Annotated in this window: 21 protein-coding genes; 8 read left to right on the top strand and 13 right to left on the bottom strand. The window is 49.6% G+C overall.

Annotation, left to right across the window (positions count from 1 at the left end; translation table 11 throughout):
• Positions 1-20: 20 nt before the first annotated feature.
• The 9 genes from hflC to EZV72_RS02040 all read right to left on the bottom strand — a co-directional run bounded on the left by hflC (position 21) and on the right by EZV72_RS02040 (position 9,993).
• Positions 21-911, bottom strand: coding sequence for a protease modulator HflC (gene hflC / locus EZV72_RS02080; RefSeq protein ID WP_137165673.1), 891 nt, complete (start codon positions 909-911; stop codon positions 21-23).
• A 3-nt stretch (positions 912-914) separates the two neighbouring features.
• Positions 915-2,072: an FtsH protease activity modulator HflK gene (gene hflK / locus EZV72_RS02075; RefSeq protein WP_137165672.1), complete on the bottom strand. Its 1,158-nt coding sequence runs from the start codon at positions 2,070-2,072 to the stop codon at positions 915-917.
• A 77-nt stretch (positions 2,073-2,149) separates the two neighbouring features.
• A complete protein-coding gene (gene hflX / locus EZV72_RS02070; protein WP_137165671.1) occupies positions 2,150-3,439 on the bottom strand; it encodes a ribosome rescue GTPase HflX in 1,290 nt (429 codons plus the stop codon).
• 17 nt (positions 3,440-3,456) lie between these two features.
• On the bottom strand, positions 3,457-3,711 hold the full coding sequence (gene hfq, locus EZV72_RS02065) for an RNA chaperone Hfq (protein WP_137165670.1): 255 nt from the start codon (positions 3,709-3,711) through the stop codon (positions 3,457-3,459).
• Between the two features lie 79 nt (positions 3,712-3,790).
• The gene (miaA, locus tag EZV72_RS02060; RefSeq protein ID WP_137165669.1) at positions 3,791-4,726 is read right to left on the bottom strand and encodes a tRNA (adenosine(37)-N6)-dimethylallyltransferase MiaA; all 936 of its coding nucleotides are present in this window, start codon (positions 4,724-4,726) and stop codon (positions 3,791-3,793) included.
• Positions 4,719-6,542 (bottom strand): DNA mismatch repair endonuclease MutL, encoded by a 1,824-nt coding sequence (gene mutL / locus EZV72_RS02055; protein ID WP_137165668.1) that lies wholly within the window; start codon positions 6,540-6,542, stop codon positions 4,719-4,721. Before mutL ends, miaA begins: the two co-directional genes overlap by 8 nt.
• A 36-nt stretch (positions 6,543-6,578) precedes the next feature.
• Positions 6,579-7,928, bottom strand: a complete 1,350-nt coding sequence (locus tag EZV72_RS02050) for an N-acetylmuramoyl-L-alanine amidase (RefSeq protein ID WP_137165667.1) — start codon at positions 7,926-7,928, stop codon at positions 6,579-6,581.
• Positions 7,929-7,980: 52 nt separating this feature from the next.
• Positions 7,981-8,460, bottom strand: a complete 480-nt coding sequence (gene tsaE, locus EZV72_RS02045; protein ID WP_137165666.1) for a tRNA (adenosine(37)-N6)-threonylcarbamoyltransferase complex ATPase subunit type 1 TsaE — start codon at positions 8,458-8,460, stop codon at positions 7,981-7,983.
• Between the two features lie 33 nt (positions 8,461-8,493).
• A complete protein-coding gene (locus EZV72_RS02040; protein WP_137165665.1) occupies positions 8,494-9,993 on the bottom strand; it encodes an NAD(P)H-hydrate dehydratase in 1,500 nt (499 codons plus the stop codon).
• Positions 9,994-9,999: 6 nt separating this feature from the next.
• On the opposite strand from EZV72_RS02040, the gene queG reads away from it, so the two are divergent.
• Positions 10,000-11,133, top strand: coding sequence for a tRNA epoxyqueuosine(34) reductase QueG (gene queG, locus EZV72_RS02035; protein ID WP_137165664.1), 1,134 nt, complete (start codon positions 10,000-10,002; stop codon positions 11,131-11,133).
• 13 nt (positions 11,134-11,146) lie between these two features.
• Here the strand turns inward: queG and EZV72_RS02030 are convergent, their stop codons facing one another.
• From EZV72_RS02030 to nudC, 3 genes are all read right to left on the bottom strand, one after another.
• Positions 11,147-11,677 carry a hypothetical protein gene (locus EZV72_RS02030; RefSeq protein ID WP_137165663.1) on the bottom strand — a complete coding sequence of 177 codons (531 nt, stop codon included), beginning with the start codon at positions 11,675-11,677 and terminating at the stop codon, positions 11,147-11,149.
• A gap of 18 nt (positions 11,678-11,695) precedes the next feature.
• A complete protein-coding gene (gene hemE, locus EZV72_RS02025) occupies positions 11,696-12,784 on the bottom strand; it encodes a uroporphyrinogen decarboxylase (protein WP_137165662.1) in 1,089 nt (362 codons plus the stop codon).
• Between the two features lie 89 nt (positions 12,785-12,873).
• Entirely contained in the window at positions 12,874-13,725 is an 852-nt protein-coding gene (gene nudC / locus EZV72_RS02020; protein WP_137165661.1) for an NAD(+) diphosphatase, read from the bottom strand.
• Between the two features lie 173 nt (positions 13,726-13,898).
• Between nudC and rsd the strand changes: the two genes are divergently transcribed.
• The 5 genes from rsd (at position 13,899) to EZV72_RS01995 (ending at position 17,014) form a co-directional block, all read left to right on the top strand.
• Entirely contained in the window at positions 13,899-14,378 is a 480-nt protein-coding gene (gene rsd, locus EZV72_RS02015; RefSeq protein WP_137165660.1) for a sigma D regulator, read from the top strand.
• Between the two features lie 36 nt (positions 14,379-14,414).
• A complete protein-coding gene (locus EZV72_RS02010) occupies positions 14,415-14,891 on the top strand; it encodes a transcriptional repressor (RefSeq protein WP_137165659.1) in 477 nt (158 codons plus the stop codon).
• Complete coding sequence (locus EZV72_RS02005; protein ID WP_137165658.1) at positions 14,881-15,345, top strand: chemotaxis protein CheX; 465 nt, start codon at positions 14,881-14,883, stop codon at positions 15,343-15,345. Before EZV72_RS02010 ends, EZV72_RS02005 begins: the two co-directional genes overlap by 11 nt.
• A complete protein-coding gene (locus EZV72_RS02000) occupies positions 15,335-15,775 on the top strand; it encodes a secondary thiamine-phosphate synthase enzyme YjbQ (RefSeq protein ID WP_137165657.1) in 441 nt (146 codons plus the stop codon). Before EZV72_RS02005 ends, EZV72_RS02000 begins: the two co-directional genes overlap by 11 nt.
• Before the next feature lie 99 nt (positions 15,776-15,874).
• On the top strand, positions 15,875-17,014 hold the full coding sequence (locus tag EZV72_RS01995) for an OmpA family protein (RefSeq protein WP_137165656.1): 1,140 nt from the start codon (positions 15,875-15,877) through the stop codon (positions 17,012-17,014).
• 73 nt (positions 17,015-17,087) lie between these two features.
• On the opposite strand, the gene dnaB is transcribed toward EZV72_RS01995, so the two are convergent.
• On the bottom strand, positions 17,088-18,476 hold the full coding sequence (gene dnaB / locus EZV72_RS01990; RefSeq protein ID WP_137165655.1) for a replicative DNA helicase: 1,389 nt from the start codon (positions 18,474-18,476) through the stop codon (positions 17,088-17,090).
• Between the two features lie 314 nt (positions 18,477-18,790).
• Between dnaB and EZV72_RS01985 the strand changes: the two genes are divergently transcribed.
• Together EZV72_RS01985 and EZV72_RS01980 are read left to right on the top strand one after the other, a co-directional pair.
• Positions 18,791-20,611, top strand: coding sequence for a sensor domain-containing diguanylate cyclase (locus tag EZV72_RS01985; protein ID WP_137165654.1), 1,821 nt, complete (start codon positions 18,791-18,793; stop codon positions 20,609-20,611).
• A gap of 64 nt (positions 20,612-20,675) precedes the next feature.
• Positions 20,676-22,451 (top strand): GGDEF domain-containing protein, encoded by a 1,776-nt coding sequence (locus EZV72_RS01980; protein WP_137165653.1) that lies wholly within the window; start codon positions 20,676-20,678, stop codon positions 22,449-22,451.
• The last annotated feature ends 68 nt before the right edge of the window (positions 22,452-22,519 follow it).

Below are 22,519 nucleotides of genomic sequence, written 5' to 3'. Positions count from 1 at the left end.
GTTTTTCTTACCTGACAAGCTTAGTTACGCTTATCTCCGGCATTGTTGTTCATATAGCGGAAGAACTCACTGTCCGGGGCGACAACCAATACGTCCTGCTTGCTATTAAAGCTCTTCTTATAGGCATCCATACTGCGCAGGAAGCTATAAAAATCGGCATTTTTAGAATACGCAGAGGCGTAAATCTGTGCGGCAGAAGCATCCCCCTCACCACGTACCTGACGCGCATTTCGCTCTGCATCAGCCAGCATAACAGTGACTTTTGCGTCAATGTCTGCACGAATAACATCAGCCTGCTCTTTACCTTCTGAACGATGTTCACGGGCAACCGCAGCACGCTCTGCACGCATACGCTGGAAGATAGAGTTACTGACCTCAGTAGGCAAATTGATTTGCTTCACGCGCACATCAACAATTTCAATACCCAGTTCATCGGACGACGTGGACGCCTGTTCCATTGCCTGGTTCATTAGCGCAGAGCGCTCACCAGATACAATTTGGCGAATGGTACGAGTACCAAACTCAGAACGCAGACCGTTGTTAACCTTCTGTTTCAGCAGGGCTTCAGCCTGAAGCTTATTGCCACCACCGGTTGACAGGTAGTAACGGGCAAAGTCTTCAATCCGCCATTTCACATACGAATCAACAATCAGGTCTTTTTTCTCTGATGTGACAAACCGATCCGGTGAATCATCCAGTGTCTGAATGCGGGCATCCAGCTTTTTCACTGAATCAATAAACGGCAGTTTAGGGTGTAACCCAGGCTCAAAAACCTTGGTTTCACCGCTTGCATCACGTTCCACTTTACCAAACTGGATAACAATCGCTCTTTCACCTTCGCGCACCACAAACAGTGAGCCTGAGGCCAGCGCAACAACCAGAATAAGCACAATTACCAACAAATTCTTCATGCGTTATTCTCCTCCGTTAAAGCGGCTGTTACGCAGCCCTGAGCTTGATGGTGACGAGTTACCGCTTTGGTCACCCTGTAAGTCAGGTACTTGCAGATTTGGCAGCAAATTGTTCATGTTGCCTGTCGCGTTGCTTCTGCTACGCTCCATCATTTTGTCCAGCGGCAGGTACATCATGCTGTTGCCATTTTGACTGTCGACCAGAATCTTGCTGGTATTGCCAAAGACTTCTTCCATGGTTTCCAGATAAATCCGGTCACGGGTCACACGCGGTGCATTCTCAAACTGTGGCAGTAATACTTCAAACCGGGCTACTTCACCCTGGGCTTCCAGAATTACCCGTTCTTTGTACGCCTGAGCTTCTTCGTTCATGCGATTAGCTCGACCGCGGGCACGTGGTTCAATTTCACGGGCATAGGCTTCAGCTTCTCGAATAAAGCGCTGTTCATCTTCCTGAGCAGCAATGGCATCATCAAAGGCATCTTTGACCTGTTCGGGCGGACGTGCATCACGGAAGTTCATATCAATAATGGTTACACCCATATTGTATGGTTCCAGAATCGCCTGCAATTCTTCCCAAACACGCTGACGCGTGACTTCACGGCCGTCTGTCAGTACGTCATCCATTTCAGAGTGACCAACCACATAACGAATCGCGCTGTCCAGCGCCTGACTCAGTGTCGTTTCCGGATTTATTACCGCAAATGTCCAGCGATAGGGGTCAACTACCCGATATTGCATTTCCATCTGCACCCGAACCACGTTTTCATCTTCGGTCAGCATAGAGCCAGAAGAGGCCTGGTCGCGGATTGACTGCACGTCAACCGGCATGACTTTATCAATAAATGTAGGTTTCCAGCGTAGACCCGGCTCCACCTCGGTGTAATATTCACCAAACCGAAGTACCACGCCGCGTTCAGCTTCTTTGATGGTGTAGAAGCCACTGATAAACCAAATAACAACCAGTAAGCCCACCAGCAAGCCGATACCCAGCTTACCCATGCTTTTACCAGAGCCGCCATTCGAGCCGCCACCCATTTTACTGAATTTGCCAAACAGATTTTTGAATACATCATCCAAATCTGGCGGGCCCTGATCGCGACCGCCACGATTTTTCCAGGGGTCATTATTCTTGTTGCCACCCGGCTCATTCCAAGCCATGCTAATACTCCATAAAGTGGTTATAGATTTAGTTTCACTTTGCCGTTGCGTTATCCGTTACACCGCCATTGCTTATGCTAATGGTGAACGACAAAGCCGGAGATTCCGGTTTCAAGCCGCTTTTCCAGCTTGTTCCAGTCAGTTACGGGCATTTTCACATCCACTACCCAGTCGCCATCCTGTGCGTAGGATTCACTGGCTATGCAGTTTAGTTCATAAAGTACACCACGCAACCGACTTTGCGCCGGAGGAATACGTAACGTATAGCTTACCATGTTTTCAGCCAGACAGTCTGTAAGTGCCTGACTTAACAGGTCGAGTCCCTGTGCCTTATGGGCAGAAACCCAAACCCTGATAGGTACGCCATTGTCGTCTCTGTCTATACGCGGCTCAACACCCTCAAGATTATCAATCTTATTACAGATAATTAACTGTTGTGTTTCACCAGCTTCAATTTCATCCAGAACCACATTAACCTCGTCCATCGTTTCACGATAGCGGGCATCTGATACATCTACAACATGAAGTAGCAGATCAGCTTCCTGGGTTTCCTGAAGTGTTGCTTTAAACGCTGCCACCAAATCATGGGGCAGATGACGGATAAACCCAACAGTATCAGCCATAATAGCCGGCCCTACGTCCTGCAAATCAATTTTTCGCAAGGTAGGGTCCAAGGTGGCAAACAGCTGATCCGCTGCGTACACATGCGCATTGGTAATCTGATTAAACAGCGTGGATTTGCCGGCGTTAGTGTAACCCACTAACGATAGCGTCGGAATTTCAGCACGTTTTCGTGAGCGGCGCCCTTGTTCACGCTGTTTTTGCACTTTTTCAAGGCGGCGCAGAATGGTTTTAATTCTGCCCCGAAGCAGACGACGGTCGGTTTCAAGCTGAGTCTCACCGGGTCCGCGCAGACCGATCCCGCCTTTTTGGCGTTCAAGGTGAGTCCAGCCCCGAATCAGGCGGGTAGAAATATGACGAAGCTGGGCAAGTTCCACCTGAAGTTTACCTTCATGGGTTCTGGCCCGCTGGGCAAATATATCCAGAATAAGACCCGTTCTGTCGAGTACCCTGCACTTGCAGATCGTTTCCAGGTTACGTTCCTGTGAGGGTGACAGCGCATGGTTAAAAATAACCACGTTAGCTTCATTGGCCTTTACGGCAGCGGCGATTTCTTCCGCTTTACCCGAACCGACAAAATACTTGGCGTGCGGGGCACTACGAGACGTTGTCAGTACATCGACAGCATCTACCCCCGCAGAATTCACCAACAGTTCCAGTTCTGTCAGCTCTTCCTTCGTATTTTCGTCTGTAAAATTGACATGAACAAGTACAGCCCGTTCACCGGCTTCATAACGGTCAAACAAGCAATGTACCTTTTAAATTATTCACTTTTAGTATTTTCAGAATCTCCCTGCATCGCGCTAGGCATAGTAAAAGCGCGCGCTGGTACAACAGTAGAAATGGCGTGCTTATACACCATCTGGCTCACTGTGTTTTTCAGTAAAATGACAAATTGGTCGAACGATTCAACCTGTCCCTGTAGCTTAATGCCATTTACAAGGTAAATAGACACCGGGATACGCTCCTTGCGTAACGCATTCAAGAATGGGTCTTGTAAAGATTGCCCTTTAGCCATCTGATATCCTTAGTTTTTATTATTGACGTGACATATTCATTAAATGTCACTACGTCTAATGTATACCACACTCACAGCATTAGAGTGCGACTTTCGCCAAAATTTTTGCCAGATTATCGTTAGCAAATGTATCCAGCCATTGCAGCGACTCCCATCCCCGCAACCACGTCAGCTGACGCTTTGCTAACTGTCTTGTGGCAATAATACCGCGTTCGCGCATTTGCGCGTACGTTAGATCACCGTTCAGATACTGCCAGGCTTGCCGGTAGCCTACTGAACGTATAGAAGGTAAATCTTCATGAAGATCACCCCGGCTATATAATTTTTCAACTTCGCTGATGAAACCCTGCTCCAGCATAATATCAAATCGCTGAGCGATCCTTTCATGCAGAACAGCGCGATCCTCTGGCGCAATCGCAAACTGGGTAATGTCGTAAGGACATGCCTGCCCTTTCTGGCGCTGCCAGTCGGTCAGGGTACGGCCTGAGCAACGAAATACCTCTAATGCCCGGGTCAGACGTTGGGGATCATTAGGATGAATTCGCTGTGCACTGACCGGATCAATCTGAGCAAGCTGAGCATGTAATGCCTGCCACCCTACTGCCTGTGCTTCGCGATTTATCTCATCCCTGATGCCGTCGTCTGACTTAGGTAGGGGCGAAATACCATTTATCAAGGCATTGAAATACATCATTGTGCCACCCGCCAGAACCGGTACATTGCCACGGCCGTGAATCTCGCCAATCAGGCGCGTTGCATCATTGCAAAACTCGGCTACAGAGTAGGCCTGCAGCGGATCAATAATGTCGATGAGCCAGTGTCGCGCCTGCGCCTGTTCCTGCGCAGTAGGCTTGGCTGTGCCAATATCCATTCCTTTATACACCAGCGCAGAATCCACACTGATGATTTCGCAGTTCACGTGACCGGCCATCTCCAGTGCCAGCCCGGTTTTACCCGAGGCAGTCGGCCCCATAATCGCAATCACGGGTAATGCAGTTGACGTGCCATCACTCATCAGGTTCATCCCACTTTTTTATTAACTGGCTTAGCGGCTGCAATTTACCAAACTCATGCACCCGTTCCCACCGTTCGGTCAGGGATAATCCATCAAACCATTGCCAGGTCAGTGTCAGCAATGTGGCATCTGTCGCACTTGCCGTTAGTGGTATCTGTTGGGCCAGCTCCTCTGCAGAGGTAGCCGGTAAACTCACCAATTCGGCAAACAGCGATACCCACGGCAAATGACGGCACCCGGCGGGAACCTGCTGTAGACGTAGTTTGCCAGCTGCCCGGTTAACAACAAATCCGAGGTCATTCAGTAAACCAACAACCGATTCGCTCACACCAGTGCTGTCAATGGCTACAGGCATCAGCAACGGTTGCGAGGTACGACCAAAGTCTAACATGGTTTTCCACCAGCCGGCTTGCAGGTCTGCGGCATCAACCAACCAGGCATTATCCTGGTCAATAACCAGCCGGTGACGCTGATTCAGGGCAATCAGGTTCAGCGCATGGGTTTGAGCCCCTTCTGTGTCGCTGTTTGGCGTCATTAACTGATTATAATTGGCCTGATACGCATCACTGACCCCTGAGGTATGCGCACGACGACCTCCTGCGCCACCGCCACCAGAACGTGCTGCCGGCGAGTGACTGACCGGTTGATAATGACCCGCAGCAGAATTAGCACCCGCAGAAACAGGCAGGTCAGCGCTCTTGTCACAGGTTGGCACGTTGGCCGACCGTTGGGTGGAAGATACCGACGCAAGCGGGCGGATATAATCATGGCTGACATCGCTGTCATCAAACAGCGGGCTGTCGGTCGGGGTTCGCTCACCGTGATCCTGTATCAGCGCGTCATACACCGCCTTACAAATAAAGTCATGCACCAGCCGGCTTTGCTGAAAGCGAACCTCGTGCTTTGCCGGGTGAACATTCACATCCACATCTTTGGGCGAAATCGTCAGGTAGAAAACAAAGGAAGGCTGCTCAAGCTCTCCCCAGGCAGATTCATAGGCCTGACGAATAGCGTGAAGTATTAGTTTGTCGCGCATGCCCCGGTTATTCACAAAGCTGTACTGGCAGTCATTGCTGCTTCGCATCACCTGCCGGTCACCCAGCCAGGCTTCAATGGCCATGCCCTGATAATCCAGGGTCAGGTGACTGGCATTGTCGATAAACTTCTGGCCTACCACCTGAGCGATGCGCTGACTAAACTTATCTTTGGCAACCGCAGCAAAGCGACGCACAACCTTACTGTTATGTTTGAGGGTAAAGCTGACCTGAGGATGGCTTAGCGCGATTCGCTTAACCACCTCTTCGATGTGCTGAAACTCGGTTTTTTCAGTGCGCAGGAACTTTCTGCGCGCCGGCGTGTTATAAAATAAATCAGCCACATCGATAGTCGTGCCATCAGGATGCGCGGCCGGATTAACCGTGACTGCCATGTCCCGGCCTTCACAGCTGGCCTGCCAGGCCTGCTCCTGTTCGGCCGGTTTAGAGGTCAGCGTTAAGCGGCTGACCGAGCTGATACTGGCCAGCGCTTCACCGCGAAACCCCAGCGACAATATACTTTCCAAATCATCCAGCGTGGCAATTTTACTGGTAGCATGCCGGCTTAGCGCCAGTTGCAGTTCCTCTCTGCTGATACCGCAGCCGTTATCTCGCAGGCGCACCCGCTTATGGCCGCCCCGCTCAATATCCAGCTCAATCCGCGTAGCACCCGCATCCAGGCTGTTTTCCACAAGTTCCTTGACCACCGAAGCCGGTCGTTCGACCACTTCTCCGGCAGCAATTTGGTTAGCCAGCCGCGCTGGTAATAACTGAATGGGCAAAATGCTCTCTCTTGCTTGGTAGCACGGTATGACAGGTCAGGTTCTGGGGATAGTCAGAACCTGACCGATGCGTACCACATCACTGCGTAAATTATTGGCTTCTTTAATGCTGCTGACCTTAACATTGTAACGTTGGGCCAGTAAGGACAAGGACTCTCCGCTTTGTACCCGATGGGTTCGATTACGGTCCCTTTGAGATGCCCATAGCGTACCATCTGGCGGTACCTGTTTGAAGTAGCTTTTGGTGGCATTAAACATAGAGCGGGCGAGCCGTTCACGATAAGTGTCCCACAACAGGTTTTTTTCTTCCTGCGGGTTAGAGATGAATCCCACCTCTACCAGAATCGACGGAATGTCTGGCGCGGTGAGCACGGCAAAGCTGGCAGCCTGTGGAGAGCGTTTGTGCAGCCGGGTCACCTGTTTCATCTCGCCAATGACTTTTTTGCTCAGATCATAACTGGCCGACATGGAATGGTCCATCGACAAACCAATAATGGTTTCTGCCAGATAGCGTTCACTGGCATTGTCAGAAATCACTTCAGCCGCCCCCCCGAGTAACTCAGAATGTTGCTCGGTTTTTTCCAGCCAGCGCCCCAGTTCCGAGTCTGCCCGGCGCATGGACAACACCCAGACCGAGCCACCACGTGGCTCCGGTTGGCTAAATGCATCGGCGTGAATAGAGATCAGTAAATCTGCTTTCTTCTTACGTGCAATCTCAGGCCGTTTAGTCGGGTAAATGTAATAGTCACCATCTCGTACCAGCACTGAACGCATACCGGGCTCCGCGTCAAATAACGCAGCCAGTTTGCGGGCAATACTCAGTGTAATATGTTTTTCATACGTACCGGACGGGCCAATAGAGCCCGGGTCATTGCCTCCGTGACCGGCATCAATGGCAACAATAATATCCCGATCCCGCTGATTACTGGTGCTGTCCATGCGTACCGCCTCAGCGGTATTGCCTGCGGCAGAGACCGCAGCGTTACCAGGCTGGCTGTCATTCAGGTCAATGACCAGACGATGTCCGTATTCGCCTGATGGCGCAATCGTAAACAGATTGGGATCAGCCTGACGGGTCAGGTCAATAACAAGCCGGGCCGACTGACTATTCTTCGGCGTAGAATAACGAACCCGGCGCACCAGTGAGCCGGTATCTCCCTGCAGGCTGAGGTCCTGATCATCACTGGTATTTTGCAAATCAATCACCAGACGTTCAGGATTATGCAATGAAAAATAGGTAAATGCGGTGTCGGCAGATAAATCCACCACCACCCGGGTTTTATCCGCTGCCGGGGCCACCCTCACACTGCCGATCGGGTTAGGCGCTGCCGCAACCGGTCCTGCCAGGGTAAGCATCAGGCATACAAATGTAATTAAGCGCAACATGACTTCGCCTTTTCGTAATGACGTTATTATTAGGCTCAGCTTATAGAATATATCAAGCCAGACAGGCTGCAAGGAGCGTAGCTCCGGCCTCACTGGGTGCAGTCAGGGTAATCTGGCGTTCATCCTGATTCAGCTGAATCTTCATTATGACATCAGGCGATGCCAGTAATTCCCCGCCTTTTTGGGGCCACTCAACCAGACACACCGTGCGCTGGCCGAAGTAATCACGAATTCCCATAAACTCGAGCTCTTCAGGATCGGATAACCGGTATAAATCAAAGTGGTATACCGTCATCGTTTCCAGTTCGTAAGGTTCCACCAGCGTATAGGTCGGGCTCTTAACATTACCTGAATGACCCAGCGCCTGGATCAGATGGCGGCTGAAAGTGGTTTTACCCGCGCCCAAATCGCCTTCTAAATAAATGATAAGGCCTTTATCCAGGTGTGTTTTCACCGCACCGGCTAAAGCAACAGCCAGCGCCTGAGTTTGCGCCTCTTCGGTCACGACGCGGCTGTACTGCACGTTTGTCATGTTTCTTTTACTACCTAAAACGTTATATCAGAGTTACTGGTTGATCAGCACTCTGACAGCATCAAATAAATCACTGGCGATCATACCACGCTGACCATACAGTTCAGCCAGCTCATCACCCGCTTTTGCATGCAGGGTAACACCATACCGGCTGGCCATCTCAGTGCTCAGCCCCTGGGCCAGCAATGCACCTAGTATGCCACTTAACACATCGCCACTGCCAGCGGTTGCCATGGCCGGATTACCATGCCGGCATACCGCCACACTGGTTTCGTTATCAATGATGGTACCGGCGCCTTTTAACACACAGGTAGCATGATACCGCTGGGCACACTGTTTTGCATAATTGAAGCGTTCGCCTTCCACATCCTCCACCGATACACCTAGTAAGCGTGAGGCTTCTCCGGCATGCGGTGTTAAAATACAATCGTTCAGAGTGTAGGCTGTGGCTTGCCGACTCAGCAGGTTCAGCGCATCGGCATCAATTACCACCGGCTTTTGCTCACTTTGACAATGCTTGAGCACCGTCTCAAAGGTAAACTGAGCCCAGTCATCCTGACCCAGCCCCGGGCCAATCACCACACAACTGGCCCATTCCAGCGCCTGCTCCAGCCCTTCACTGGTGACCATTAGTTCAGGCCGGCCCGCACTGACCTGCACCGCGGAACTTTCGTGAACATAAGCGCGCACCATGCCTGCGCCAGAACGTAAGGCCGCTTCACCAGCCAGCCGGATAGCCCCGGCGGTACCACGGTTAGCGCCCACACATAATAACCGGCCGTACGACCCTTTATGGCTGTGCACGTCACGGGGACCCAGTCCAATAAACTGTTGTATATCCAGCCAGCTGGCAAACGGCCGTGCCAGCTGGCCAAACGCTTTGGAGATACCTAAATCCTCAAACACCAGACGTCCGCAGGACTGTTTACCCGCGCCGGTGGTCAGTCCCGGCTTGATGCCTACCAGCGTAACCGTTACGGTTGCCTGAATACAGCGCCCCATCGACTGACCGGTGTCGGCATCCAGGCCCGAGGGCACATCGATACTGACTACGGGCGTGTCACTTTGATTGACAGCATCAATAATTTCAGCAAATTCGTTGCGAATATAGGTATTGATACCGGTCCCCAGTAACGCATCGATGACCAGGCCGGCTTTGTTCAACAAAGCGGCATCAAATCGCTCAATCGTACCACCTGCTTCCAGCCAGCGCTCCTGGGCTCGTCCGGCATCGCCATCCAGAGTACGTTGTGGCTCCACCGCGCAAACATGCACCTGCTTTCCGGCCTGTTTGGCATAACTGGCCGCGATATAGCCATCGCCGGCGTTATTCCCCTGCCCGACCAGAACCAGATACACATCGGTATTAGGTAACAAATGCTGACACTGACGAAACACTGCTTCACCGGCGCGCTCCATCAGTGTAAACATTTCACAGCCTGACTGGCTGGCGGCTTCCTGCTCATTGTTTCTGACCTCATCGGCGCGAAACAGTTTGTATGATAAACTTGTGGTCAATTGTGTATCTAACATGTTGGCATGTCCGGAATTAATTCAATCGATTTAGGTCGTTTAACAGACGATATCAAGGCTTGGGGCCGTGCGCTAGGCTTTCAGCAAGTTGGCATCAGTGATATTGATCTGCATCAGCACGAAGCACCGCTACAGCAATGGCTGGATAACGGCTATCACGGCGAAATGAATTTTATGGCGGCTCACGGTATGAAAAGAGCGAGGCCAGACGAACTGCTGCCCGGCACAGTGCGGGTAATCAGTGTCAGAATGGATTATCTGCCGCCGGACGCCTCGTTCGCCCGTAACCTGAAAAACGATCAGCATGCGTATATCAGTCGTTATGCGCTGGGTCGTGATTATCATAAAGTGTTGCGCAAACGGTTAAAACAACTGGGCCAGAAAATTGAAAGCGCCCTGGCCGATACCCAGTATCGTCCTTTTGTTGACTCCGCCCCGGTGCTGGAACATGCTATTGCGGAGAAAGCCGGACTGGGCTGGACCGGCAAGCACAGCCTGACCATTAACCGTGAAGCCGGCTCCTGGTTTTTTCTGGGCGAGTTATTTATTAATTTACCCTTGCCGGTGGATGAACCGGTTGAAGAAGGCTGTGGCAGCTGCACCGCCTGTCTGACGATGTGCCCAACTGGCGCTATTGTGGCACCTTATCAGGTAGATGCCCGCAAATGCATATCTTATTTGACGATTGAATACGATGGCATTATCCCGGAGTCACTACGCCCCTTAATGGGTAACCGGATTTACGGGTGCGACGATTGTCAGCTGGTTTGCCCCTGGAATCGGTACGCCAGCGTGACCACCGAAGAAGATTTTATGCCACGAAAACAGCTGCACGGGCAATCGCTGCTCACCTTGTTCAGCTGGACGGAATCACAGTTTCTGGCCAATACCGAAGGTTCACCCATCCGCCGAATCGGGTTTGAAAAATGGCAGCGTAATCTGGCTGTCGCCATGGGGAATGCTGGCTTTTCGCAGGCACTGGTTGATGCACTTGAACAAGCACTGCCCACCTCATCTGCGTTGGTTCGGCCTCATATAGAATGGGCCCTACTGCGGCATCAGCCAGATGCCAGAGGCGGTAGCCGGCATACTGCCCGGCTGGCCAGAATCGTGGAAAAAGGATTACCCAGAGACGCTTAAAGCACAAGGCACGCTAGATAGACGCCCCTACCTGTAGTACAAAATGAGTAATGTTGTTCTGCGTAGACATGCTGTTAGAGGCGCTGGTGTAGTTTTGTCTGAGCGGCTCAACCAGTTTTTGCAGCTCTTCGCCAGAACCTTCAAACTGACCGGTTAGTTCACAGCCTTTAAGTTCACAGCGTACCGAATGCAACAACAACGTTTCGGCATCCGGGTGTAACGTAAAATACTGTTTCAGCTTTTGCTCGGTAGCGTTTAACCGCAGCGGCACACTGGCTACCGCCGCGCTCATCTGCGTCAGCGCATCCCGGGAGTCTTCCCAGTCGCGCAAGGTTTGCCCTACCGGCTCATCCATCATTTTTACGGATGGCCTGACTGCCGGTGTTTCCACTTTAAAAGCAGGTTTTGAAGGTTCATCCTGAACGTCTTTAAACAGCTGGGCTTTGGCCTTGTCACTGGTCGCCAGCATATTCTGATAATGTCCAAACTGATAGCCTGCAACTGCAATAAATATCAGCAAGGCTATATACACCCAGGGTTTCATGTTTACTCTGCTTAACAATTAACGGTGATAAGGTCTGCTCAGGCGATGGACTGCATCGATAAACACACCGGCATTTTCAGGTGGTACATCCAGATGAATACCATGACCTAAATTAAATACATGACCGCTTCCCTGCCCATAACTGGCAAGAATATCAGCCACTTCCTGTTCAATCCGCTGTGGTGAGGCATACAGCATGGACGGATCCATGTTGCCCTGCAAGGCCACCTTGTCGCCAATCCGACGGCGGGCTTCATCAATATTGATAGTCCAGTCCAGTCCCACAGCATCACAACCGGTTGCTGCAATGTCTTCCAGCCACATTCCGCCGTTTTTGGTAAACAGAGTGACCGGTACTTTACGTCCGTCATTGTGGCGGGTCAGACCATCGACAATGCGGGCCATATACTGCAGCGAAAATTCATTATAATCGCGTGGCGACAGCACTCCGCCCCAGGTATCAAATATCATGACCGACTGTGCGCCGGCTGCAATCTGTGCATTAAGATAACTGGTGACAGAGTCAGCCAGCTTTTCCATTAATTTATGCAGCACGGCCGGCTGAGCAAATGCCATCTTTTTAATTTTGGTAAAGGCTTTGCTGGAACCACCTTCAATCATATAGGTGGCAAGTGTCCAGGGGCTGCCGGAAAAACCAATCAGCGGCACTTCCCCTTTCAGCTCTTTACGAATAGTACGCACTGCATTCATCACGTATTGCAGTTCGCCTTCCGGGTCTGGGATGCCAATTTTATCAACATCTGCCTGGCTTTGAATCGGGTTACTGAATTTAGGACCCTCGCCGGCTTCAAAATACAGCCCAAGTCCCATCGCATCCGGAATAGTCAGAATGTCAGAAAACAAAATTGCTGCGTCAAGATCAAAGCGACGCAATGGCTGCATGGTCACTTCACAGGCTAGCTCGGCGTTACGACACAATGACATGAAATCACCAGCCTGTGCGCGGGTTGCTTTATATTCCGGTAAATAGCGCCCGGCCTGACGCATCATCCATACCGGGGTGGCATCAACAGGTTGCTTTGACAACGCACGCAGATAACGGTCGTTTTTTAATTCAGATGTCGGCGTTGTTGGCTGCTGTGACATATATTCCTCAAACTAGCACGGGTGAATGGGCGGGCGGATTATATCAATATTCGCCCGACTAAGACTTTTTTATTTTATTAATTTTTTAATCAGCTGGATCGCTTTGTACGCACCACCTCTTCAATCAGCCGGCCAGCAATAGACAGTTTCGGTGGCGTATTAGGCAATGCGTCTGTATCAAACCAGTAGGCATCAACAATTTCGTTATCATCGACGTTAATCTCACCACCGGCATATTCTGCAATAAACCCTACCATCAGCGAATGGGGGAACGGCCAGGGCTGACTGTCAAAATACTTCAGATTTTTCACCCTGACGCCCACTTCTTCCATGACCTCACGATGCACAGCCTGCTCCAGCGTTTCGCCGCTTTCGACAAAGCCTGCCAAAGTGGAGTACATATTAAGCTCTTTATGTCGTACTCCCCTGGCCAGCAGTATTTTTGAGCCGCTGTAAATTGCTACAATGATACAGGGCGATACCCGTGGGTAAGTACGATGACCACAACGGTTACACTGCAGCGCCATTTCCCAGTCAATCTGGTTAGTGGTCGCTCCGCACTGTCCACAATATCGATGCGTTCGCAAAAAATGCACATATTGCCAGGCACGGGCATACTCCCGGAATGCATCTTTCGATGCGGTGGTCAGCAGGTGCCGTAAAGAGGTCCACTGCCACCCTTCACAGTCTAGCTGCTCACTGCCGACATCCACCACCATCAACGGCTCATCAAAGGTCTCCTGCGGTCCGACTTCTGGCGGATATACCAGAGGCGGTAGCTGACGAGCCTCGCTGGCATAATGGTGCAGAAAAGGCATTGTCTGCCAGTTCTCACGGGGTAATTCTCCGGTTTGGGTATTAATCAGGATTTTGTCTTTAGAAAAAACCAGCCAGGGGCCTGAATACTGATTCAAAACCTCTGTCTGCGTTGGATTCATCATAATGTTTTGACCCACTGGCGCTACGACTGAGCCTGATAATAAAAGCACAAACGATGATAAAACAAGGGGGATCAGGCAGTTTACCCGTGTGGAAGTTGTGCTGTGACGCGTCGGTGTTATACTGTTTTTTAGCTATCGCAAGCTGCTGAAAAATCGCAATCAGGAGAGGCAAGGTGTTAAATCAATTAGAAAAAACCCGGGAAAAATGGGGCGGCCGGTCGGCCACTGTCGATAATTGGTTACACGCCAGACAGGCTCTGCTGATAGAGTATTGCCGGCTGGCCGGTATTAACACCCGTCAGGGTACACTCCCGGCAGAGGCAGAGCTTTCGGTGTTTTGTGACAACCTGATTGACTATACCTCTGCCGGACACTTTAAAATCTACGATTTACTGGTTAGTGATGATAAAGCCGGACAAACACTGAAACAAACGATCTATCCTCAGCTGGCAGATACAACCGATACCGCCTTACAGTTTAACGACGATTTCAGTGCCGAGATACAGCTGGAAAAAGCGGCTGCCTTTGAACAGGCGATTGCCCGGTTAGGTGAGGTGCTGACCCAGCGATTCGAACTTGAAGATCAGTTAATCAGCCATATGTTTGAGGCTCATGGCGAAAAAACTATCGCTGAGACAGAACAGAATCAATAAACTGATCATAGGCACGAGCAAAGAATACGCGAAATTATGAATAAATCGACGTTAATCAATAAAGCGCGGGCTTATTGTGACCAGCGCGGAGCGCGGTTTACCCCGCTGCGTGAAAAAGTCTACGAAATATTATTAAGTAAACATGGTCCTATGGGCGCTTATGAATTGCTGGATGCATTAAAAGAAACAGAGTCTGGCGCCAAGCCGGCAACGGTGTATCGTGCCCTGGATTTTTTACTGGAATTTGGTTTTATTCATCGCCTTGAATCAACCAATGCTTTTGTAGCATGTCACCATTTTGGTTGTCATCATCCGGTACAGTTCCTTATTTGCGACAGTTGTGGTGATGTGGCGGAAATTCAGTCAGAAGGGCTGAAAGAAACCCTTGATAATCAGGCTAAGGCCCACGGTTTTTCCGTATCAACACAAACGATTGAGGCGCACGGATTGTGCGCTGACTGCCAGCAGGCAGAAAATACAGAAAATGGAGCGCACCATCACCATGAATGCTGAATTTGTTAACCCGTTTATCGCCGGACTCCTGAATGTAATGGAAACCATGGCGCAGACCACACTGACGCCGGGTAAGCCGAAAAAAAAGCAGTCAGATATTGCTAAAGGCGATGTGTCAGGCTTGATTGGGATGGTTGGCCCTCAGGTCAAAGGCTCATTGTCGATCACCTTCGATGAAAATCTGGCATTAACTATTATGGAACGCATGGTTGGAGAGAGACCGGAAACTGTTGATGCCGAAGTTGGCGACATGGTAGGTGAAGTCACCAATATGATTTGCGGGAATGCCAAGCGCGACCTGTCAGAGAAAGGATATGAGTTTGGTATGGCCACGCCGGTGGTAGTGTCAGGCAAGCAACATACCATCAGCCATCAGGTTGATGGTCCCAAGCTTATCATGCCATTTCAAAGTGACGTAGGCATGGCCTATCTGGAAATCTGTTTTGACAAATAACGTATTCTGGCACAGCGAAACCATTGTATTACCGCGCTTTCAGCGCGGTTTTCATTTGATCACCGATGAGGTTAATCAGGCATTACCTGATATCAAAAGGCTGGATGTGGGCCTGCTCCACTTGTTTTTACAGCATACCAGTGCCAGTCTCACCATTAATGAAAATGCAGATCCTTCGGTCAGAAGTGATCTGGAAAGCTGGTTCAATCATACAGTTAAAGAAAATACACCTTACTTTACGCATACCTATGAGGGCAGCGACGACATGCCTGCCCATATTAAATCAAGCCTGTTGGGGTGCGAACTGACGGTGCCGGTTGCAAATGGAAAATTGCAATTGGGTACGTGGCAGGGTATAACCCTTGCCGAGCATCGCAATAACGGGGGAAGTCGGCGTATCATTGCGACACTTCAAGGGAAGATCGGATAACATTCTCATCGTGTCCCGATGGGCAAGATTTAATTTCTGGTATGCGCTGTGCATAGCTAAAAAATCTGTTTATCACTCAACTTTATACAGGATGTGACTATGAAAAAAACATTCAATATTGCTGCTGTAGCCCTGGCTGTAATGTCAGCTAACAGTTTTGCTCAGGAAGATACTTCTGGTAAAGCGTACGACAGCTGGATCGGCCTATATGGCATGTATTACAACGCTGAAGAGACTAAGCCTGCAGACGACCTGATGGACGATGGCTTTGGTTTTGGTGGCGAATATGGCTGGCGCTTTGACGAAAACTGGGCGATTCGTGGTGAATTAACTGCGCTTGATATCGATTACCAGCAGGTTCTGGGCCGTGACGACAGTGTATCTGGCGTTTCTTACGGTGTTGATGCTATGTATTTCATGCCTGACGATCTGTGGTACGTATTCGCAGGTTACAAGCGTCAGGACTTTGATGAGAACCTGAACCTTGCTGATGTAGGTATTGGTAAGCACTGGGATATTTCTGACAAAGTGAAGCTGGTAACTGAAATCGCTGCTTATTATGATTTTGGTCAGGATTACACGGACTACAGCGCTAAGCTGGGTGTGGTTTTCCCATTAGGCGGTTCTGCGTCTTCACAGCCTGAACCAGCACCAGCTACTCCGGTTGATCAGGATTCTGACAACGACGGTGTAATGAACAGTGTTGATGAGTGCCCTAACACACCAGCAGGTGCAGAAGTAGATGCACGCGGTTGTGAAATTGTGGGTGACAGCGACAACGACGGCGTAAAAGACGACAAAGATATGTGTCCTGATACGCCAATGAATGACAAAGTTGACGCTGATGGCTGTACTGTATTTGAAGAAGAAGAAGTGACTCATACCCTGCGCGTTCTGTTCCCTCATAACAGTGCAGATGTTACTGATGTAAATGCAGAGAATATTGAAGAGTTTGCAAACTTCTTCAAACGTTATGGCAAAACTGAAGCTGTAATCGAAGGCCACGCGTCTGCACCAGGTTCAGAGTCATACAACATGGACCTGTCTAAGCGTCGTGCTGAAGCATTCAAAAATGTGCTGGTTGAAGAGTACGGCATCGATGAATCTCGTCTGACGACTGAAGGCTTTGGTGAATCTCAGCTGATTGATGATTCAAACACAGCTGAAGCGAACCGCATTAACCGTCGCATTCACATTCGAGTGACTGCCATGGTAGAAGTACCAGAAGAACGTAACTAATTACGTTTTTCCTGCAGTATAGAAAAAGGCGCTTGTTAAGCGCCTTTTTTGTATTTATTACAAGTGATTGCCTCTAATATTCATCCGCGATAGCCGGACCGGCATAATTATCAAACCGGGAAAACTGCCCCTGGAAAGTCAACCGACAGGTTCCAATGGGTCCGTTCCGCTGCTTACCGATAATTATTTCTGCAATACCCTTCTCTTCACTGTTTTCGTGATATACCTCATCACGATAAATAAACATAATGAGGTCAGCATCCTGCTCGATAGAGCCTGACTCCCTGAGATCGGAGTTTACCGGCCGTTTGTCCGCTCGCTGCTCCAGGCTTCGGTTTAGCTGAGACAGCGCTACTACCGGCACTTCCAGCTCTTTTGCCAATGCTTTTAATGACCGGGAAATCTCGGCAATCTCCAGCGTCCGGTTATCAGCCAGAGACGGTACCCGCATTAGCTGAAGGTAATCGACCATGATCATGGAGATCCCCCCCCTATCCCGGGCAATTTTGCGGGCGCGACTGCGTACATCCATGGGCGTAAGCCCTGATGAATCATCGATATACAAACAATCTTTGTCTTTTAGCATCGCCATGGTGTTGGAGATACGCGCCCAATCCTCATCTTCAAGCTGAGCGGTACGGATTTTGGTCTGATCGACCCGGCTAAGAGAGGCCAGCATACGCATCATCAGCTGCTCAGACGGCATCTCAAGACTGAACACTAATACCGGTTTATTTTCTGCCAGCATGGCATTTTCTACCAGATTCATAGCAAATGTGGTTTTACCCATTGAGGGACGTGCCGCCACAATAACCAGATCAGACGGTTGCAGTCCGCTGGTTTTTTTATCCAGGTCGCTAAATCCTGTGGTAACCCCCGTCACATCCTTACCGGTCTTGATCAGCGCTTCGAGCCGATCCACGGTTTTTGCCAGCACCGGATTAATACCCATCGGGCCATCATTTTCGCTGGTGCGTTTTTCGGCAATTTCAAATACTTTGCTTTCTGCAAAATCCAGAATGTCGGCACTCTCGCGCCCTTCAGGATTATAGCCAATCTCGGCAATTTCGTGCGCCACCCCAATAAGCTCACGGGTGATCGCACGCTCGCTGATAATTTTGGCATAAGACACCACATTGGCTGAGCTCGGCGTATTTTTTGCCAGTTCCCCCAAATACGCAAAGCCGCCGGCATCTTCAAGCTCATCACGTTGTTCAAGCTCTTCTGACACCGTGATAAGATCGATAGGCTCGTTTCGCCCCAGCAGGCGAACAATAGCCCGAAATATGATTTGATGTGTGCGAGTGTAAAAGTCGTGCTCTGAAACAATTTCTGCCACTTTATCCCAGGTATCAGGATCAATCAGCATACTGCCTAGTACAGACTGCTCTGCTTCTACGCTGTGAGGAGGCACTTTCAGCTTTTCGATACTAGGGTCTTTATCAGGGGACGTGGTTTTCACAAACTACAACCATTACTCAATCATTCAGGCGAATATTATGCGTTAAATTGACGCTAAGTTAAAATCATCCTGCTGACTTATTTATGACTGCCACAAACTGTATGGTCAGAATAAGAGGAAGACATGATACTATTTGCATTAGATATTTCTAATACCCTGTTAAACAATAAGTTAATAAAATGCAAATCAGTTTGTCGTGGTAAAAGAATTATCCCAAATACTTACAAATTAGTCCTTTCACTGGCAAATGACTGTCGATATAGTCAAAGACTCTTTTAACTGTTTCTCTGTTCATCATTTACTCTTATCAATCTATGACCAGACTTGTATGCCTGTTTGCAAGCTTATTTTATTGTATTGTGGTGCAGGCCTCGGTGAGCGAGGAGTATTTAAGCGCCCGCAGTAAAATATTATCGCTGCCCGGGCCTGAGCGCGCAGATGCCTTACAAACTTCCGTTTTTGACACCGACACGGTGCAGGGCCGCTATTTTTATCATTCCGTACTCGTCATTGATAGCCAGCCGGCTGAACAATCTGAACTATCCACCGATGATCTGAGGGCGCTTAAAAACGAGCTCCCGGAGTTATATTACGAACAGCAAATCATTACGATAAGCCGGGCCCAAAAACCGGTTAAAGAAACACTCAGACAGCTTTATCAGATCAGACAGGCAGCAGAACAGCAGCAATTTGTCAGAGTTGCCCGGCTCGCCAGCAAGCATATTGTCAGTATCCTGTCAGACAACGGAAACTGGATGAGCGCCATTATTGAAATACATCAGCTGTCGCAGGTCGCACCACCGTTTCCCGTGACTTATGACTATTCTCTGTTTTCGATGCATACAGATATGGCTTTTTCCATGTATGCACTACGAAATTATCAGGAGCAGCTTACCTACTGCGACAAACTCGACTTACAATTAAGAGCCAGTGCTGCTTCCGATGCACAGCTGTATGCAAGCGCCTATACCTGTCGAGTCGATGCTTACATTGGTATGCAGGATACCCAGCAGGCTAGTCGGGCTCTCGATAGCCTGAAGCAGCTTGCTGCAAGTACTGACTCAGCCACCATAAAACTGTATTCATCCATGCGCCAGGCCGGTTTAGAATACGCTCGAAAAAATTATGCCGATACCTTTACCCACGCTAAAAAAGCAGCTGAGCTCATCGAGCAGTTACAGGCAGAAAATAAAAGGTACGCCTTTATCATTTATATGCTGATGAGCGCAGCTCAGCTAGAAATGGGTAATATTGAGAGCGCTGCCAGATATCTCACGATAATGGATGACAGCCGGCAAGGTGTCAGATCAAAAAGTGTGTTTGAAAATGAGGCACTGATCATCAAAGCCAGAGTTGCCGAGTCACTCAGGCAATATGATAAAGCGGCCGAATATTATGAAAAAACGATCAGCGCCCTGGCGGGAAAAGGGGGCAAGACTGTTAACGATATTCATCTTAACGCCCTGACCAGAGAACTGGATGAAAAGCACCTGTCCTACCTGAAACTACAAAGTCAGTTACACAAAACCAAGTCTGACAATATGACGTTACTGGCTGTTTTTACATCAGTACTGGCCATTGCATCTGGCCTGTTAGTCTGGCGTCTGTTCCGGCATAAACGCCAGCTGGAAAGCTTTGCGCAGATCGATACACTGACCGGCGTGAGTAATCGCTGGTATGCCCTGCAAAAAATCAGTCGTCAGCTTGGTGCGCTCAAAAAGTCCCGCTCCATCTGTGTTGCCATGGTGGATATTGATAATTTTAAGAGTATCAATGACGACTATGGCCACAGTAAAGGCGATAAAGTGCTGATGGATTTTGCCCGCCAGTTCAAATACCGTTTTGGCAAAGACGATGTGGTTGGTCGTTACGGTGGCGAAGAATTTATCATTATGATGAACAATACGAATTTACAGGATGCGACTCAGAAAATCGAGCAGGCACGACAAACACTGCTGCAGGACAATAATCGCTTATCCAGTGCCGGGCTTGCCATTGAATTCAGCTGCGGGCTGGTACAGGTTTTACATAAAACAGACATGACGCCGGTATTATCGTTATGTGACTCTTTATTGTATCGGGCTAAAAAAGAGGGGAAAAGCCGTACATACAGCCGCGTATTTACTGCTGAGTAGGTGAGTGAAGGGATTAAGGGTTGTTCGCCGGTGGTTACTTTTAATAAGTACCTTGTGGTGTTCAGTGGCTCAGGCGTCCACTCTGGATGACTACCTGCAGAAGCGCCAGCAAGTGATGCTCCTGCCTTATGCTGAAATTATTCCCGCCCTGAAACAGGCAGAATTTGATACCTCCACCCCACTGGGGCGCTATGTTTACTATTCAGTCTGGCTGAATGCCGGACAGGGTGAGCCCGCTATAACACCCACGCCTGCTGACTGGCAGGCCCTTCAGACTCGCTTCCCTGCCCTGTTTCATGAAAGCCGTATTCTCAGGACCTGGTTTTCCGGCGAGTCCGCGCAAACCAAATTACAGGACTTGTATCAGCTCAAGCAGATTGCAGCGAACCATAACTGGGTCCGGCTACGCCGGCTGGCCAGTTACTATCTGGTGATGACGTATCAGGGCGAAGGCAGCTATTTCAATGCCATCATTGAGCTTTATAACGTTATGAAAATCGCCCCACCGGCAACAGCCGCTTATGACTGGTATGACTATTCTCTCATTGATATTTATTCAGACATGACGCGTTCAATGTACGGGCTGGGAAACACAGAAGGCGAGCTGAAGTATTGTCAGAAAACCGTTAACTTTTTGTCCTCTGAAGCTACATCAGATACAGAGTCTACAGCCCGGGCGCTGGCTTGTCAGATTGGTGCGCAGCTCAGAATGTCAAATATCAGCGAAGCAGAGGATACGTTAAAAAAATTGAATGCGCTGGCATTAAGCACAAAATTAACAGAAGTTAAAATCACTGCTTTAATCCAGTTTGCTATTTTTTTCCGGGCTCAGGAAAAGTACGCTCTCGCATTTTCCTATGCAAAGGATGTCATTGATATACAGCGTCAGTTGGGGATCAGGCTGCCAAATACCATATATACAGCAAATAAATTAATGGCTCTGTCTCAACTGGATCTGGGCAACCCTCAGACTGCTAAGCAATATCTTCAGTCAATGGAAACCGGACGGGGTTCAATAGAGCAAGGTATCCATTATGACATCGAAGCCATTGTACTTAAGGCCCGGATTGAAAATGCACTGGGCAATTATGCTGCTGCCGGGGCACTGTATGAAAAAGCCTTGTCTCTGTTCGGGCCTCGCTCGGTGGCACCAGTCAATGATATGAGTTTAATGGCCCTGCAAAAAGACACCGAACAATCACAGTCCTCCGTACTGATAATAAAAAATAAGCTACACCAGACCCGCGCCGAACAGATGACGCTGGTCGCGGTATTTACCACGGCGCTGGTAATTGTGGGTGGCGCGCTGATTTGGTATTTGGTTCGTCATCAGCAGCAACTGCGAGCCTTTGCCCGTACCGACAGTCTGACCCGGCTTTATAATCGCGGGCACAGTGTCGGCCTGGCTGATACCGCATTAAGCAAAGCTACGCAGAATAGTCCGGTGTGTCTGGCACTGATTGATATCGACCACTTTAAACAGATTAACGATACTTTGGGTCATCAGGTTGGTGACAAGGTGTTAGAAACGGTGGGCAGGCAGCTGACGCTGTGGGCCGGTAAACGTCACTTGGCCGGCCGCTATGGCGGCGAGGAGTTTTTGCTGATTTTACCAGATACCTCCCTTGATGCGGCCCAGGCCGAGCTGGCGCGATTACGTCAGTTGCTGGAAAGCTCCGTGGCGGAAATCAGGGGACCGCTGACATTTAGCGGCGGTCTGGTCCAGGTTGCTCAGCCAGCGGACACCGACACCATCATCGGTCTGTGTGACACCTTGCTGTATCAGGCCAAGCAACAGGGCCGTAACAGGCTGTACAGCCGGAGCCTGAATCAGGCCTAGCGCAGGCTAATGACAAAGGTGTCCTGAAACTTAATCAAATAAGTCCTTTTATTGCCTTTTGGGGATAC

It is taken from the genome of Salinimonas lutimaris (assembly GCF_005222225.1).
Taxonomy (GTDB): Bacteria; Pseudomonadota; Gammaproteobacteria; order Enterobacterales; family Alteromonadaceae; genus Alteromonas; species Alteromonas lutimaris.
Note: the sequence above shows the minus strand (reverse complement) of the source record. Positions and strands in the feature narration are given on the sequence as shown.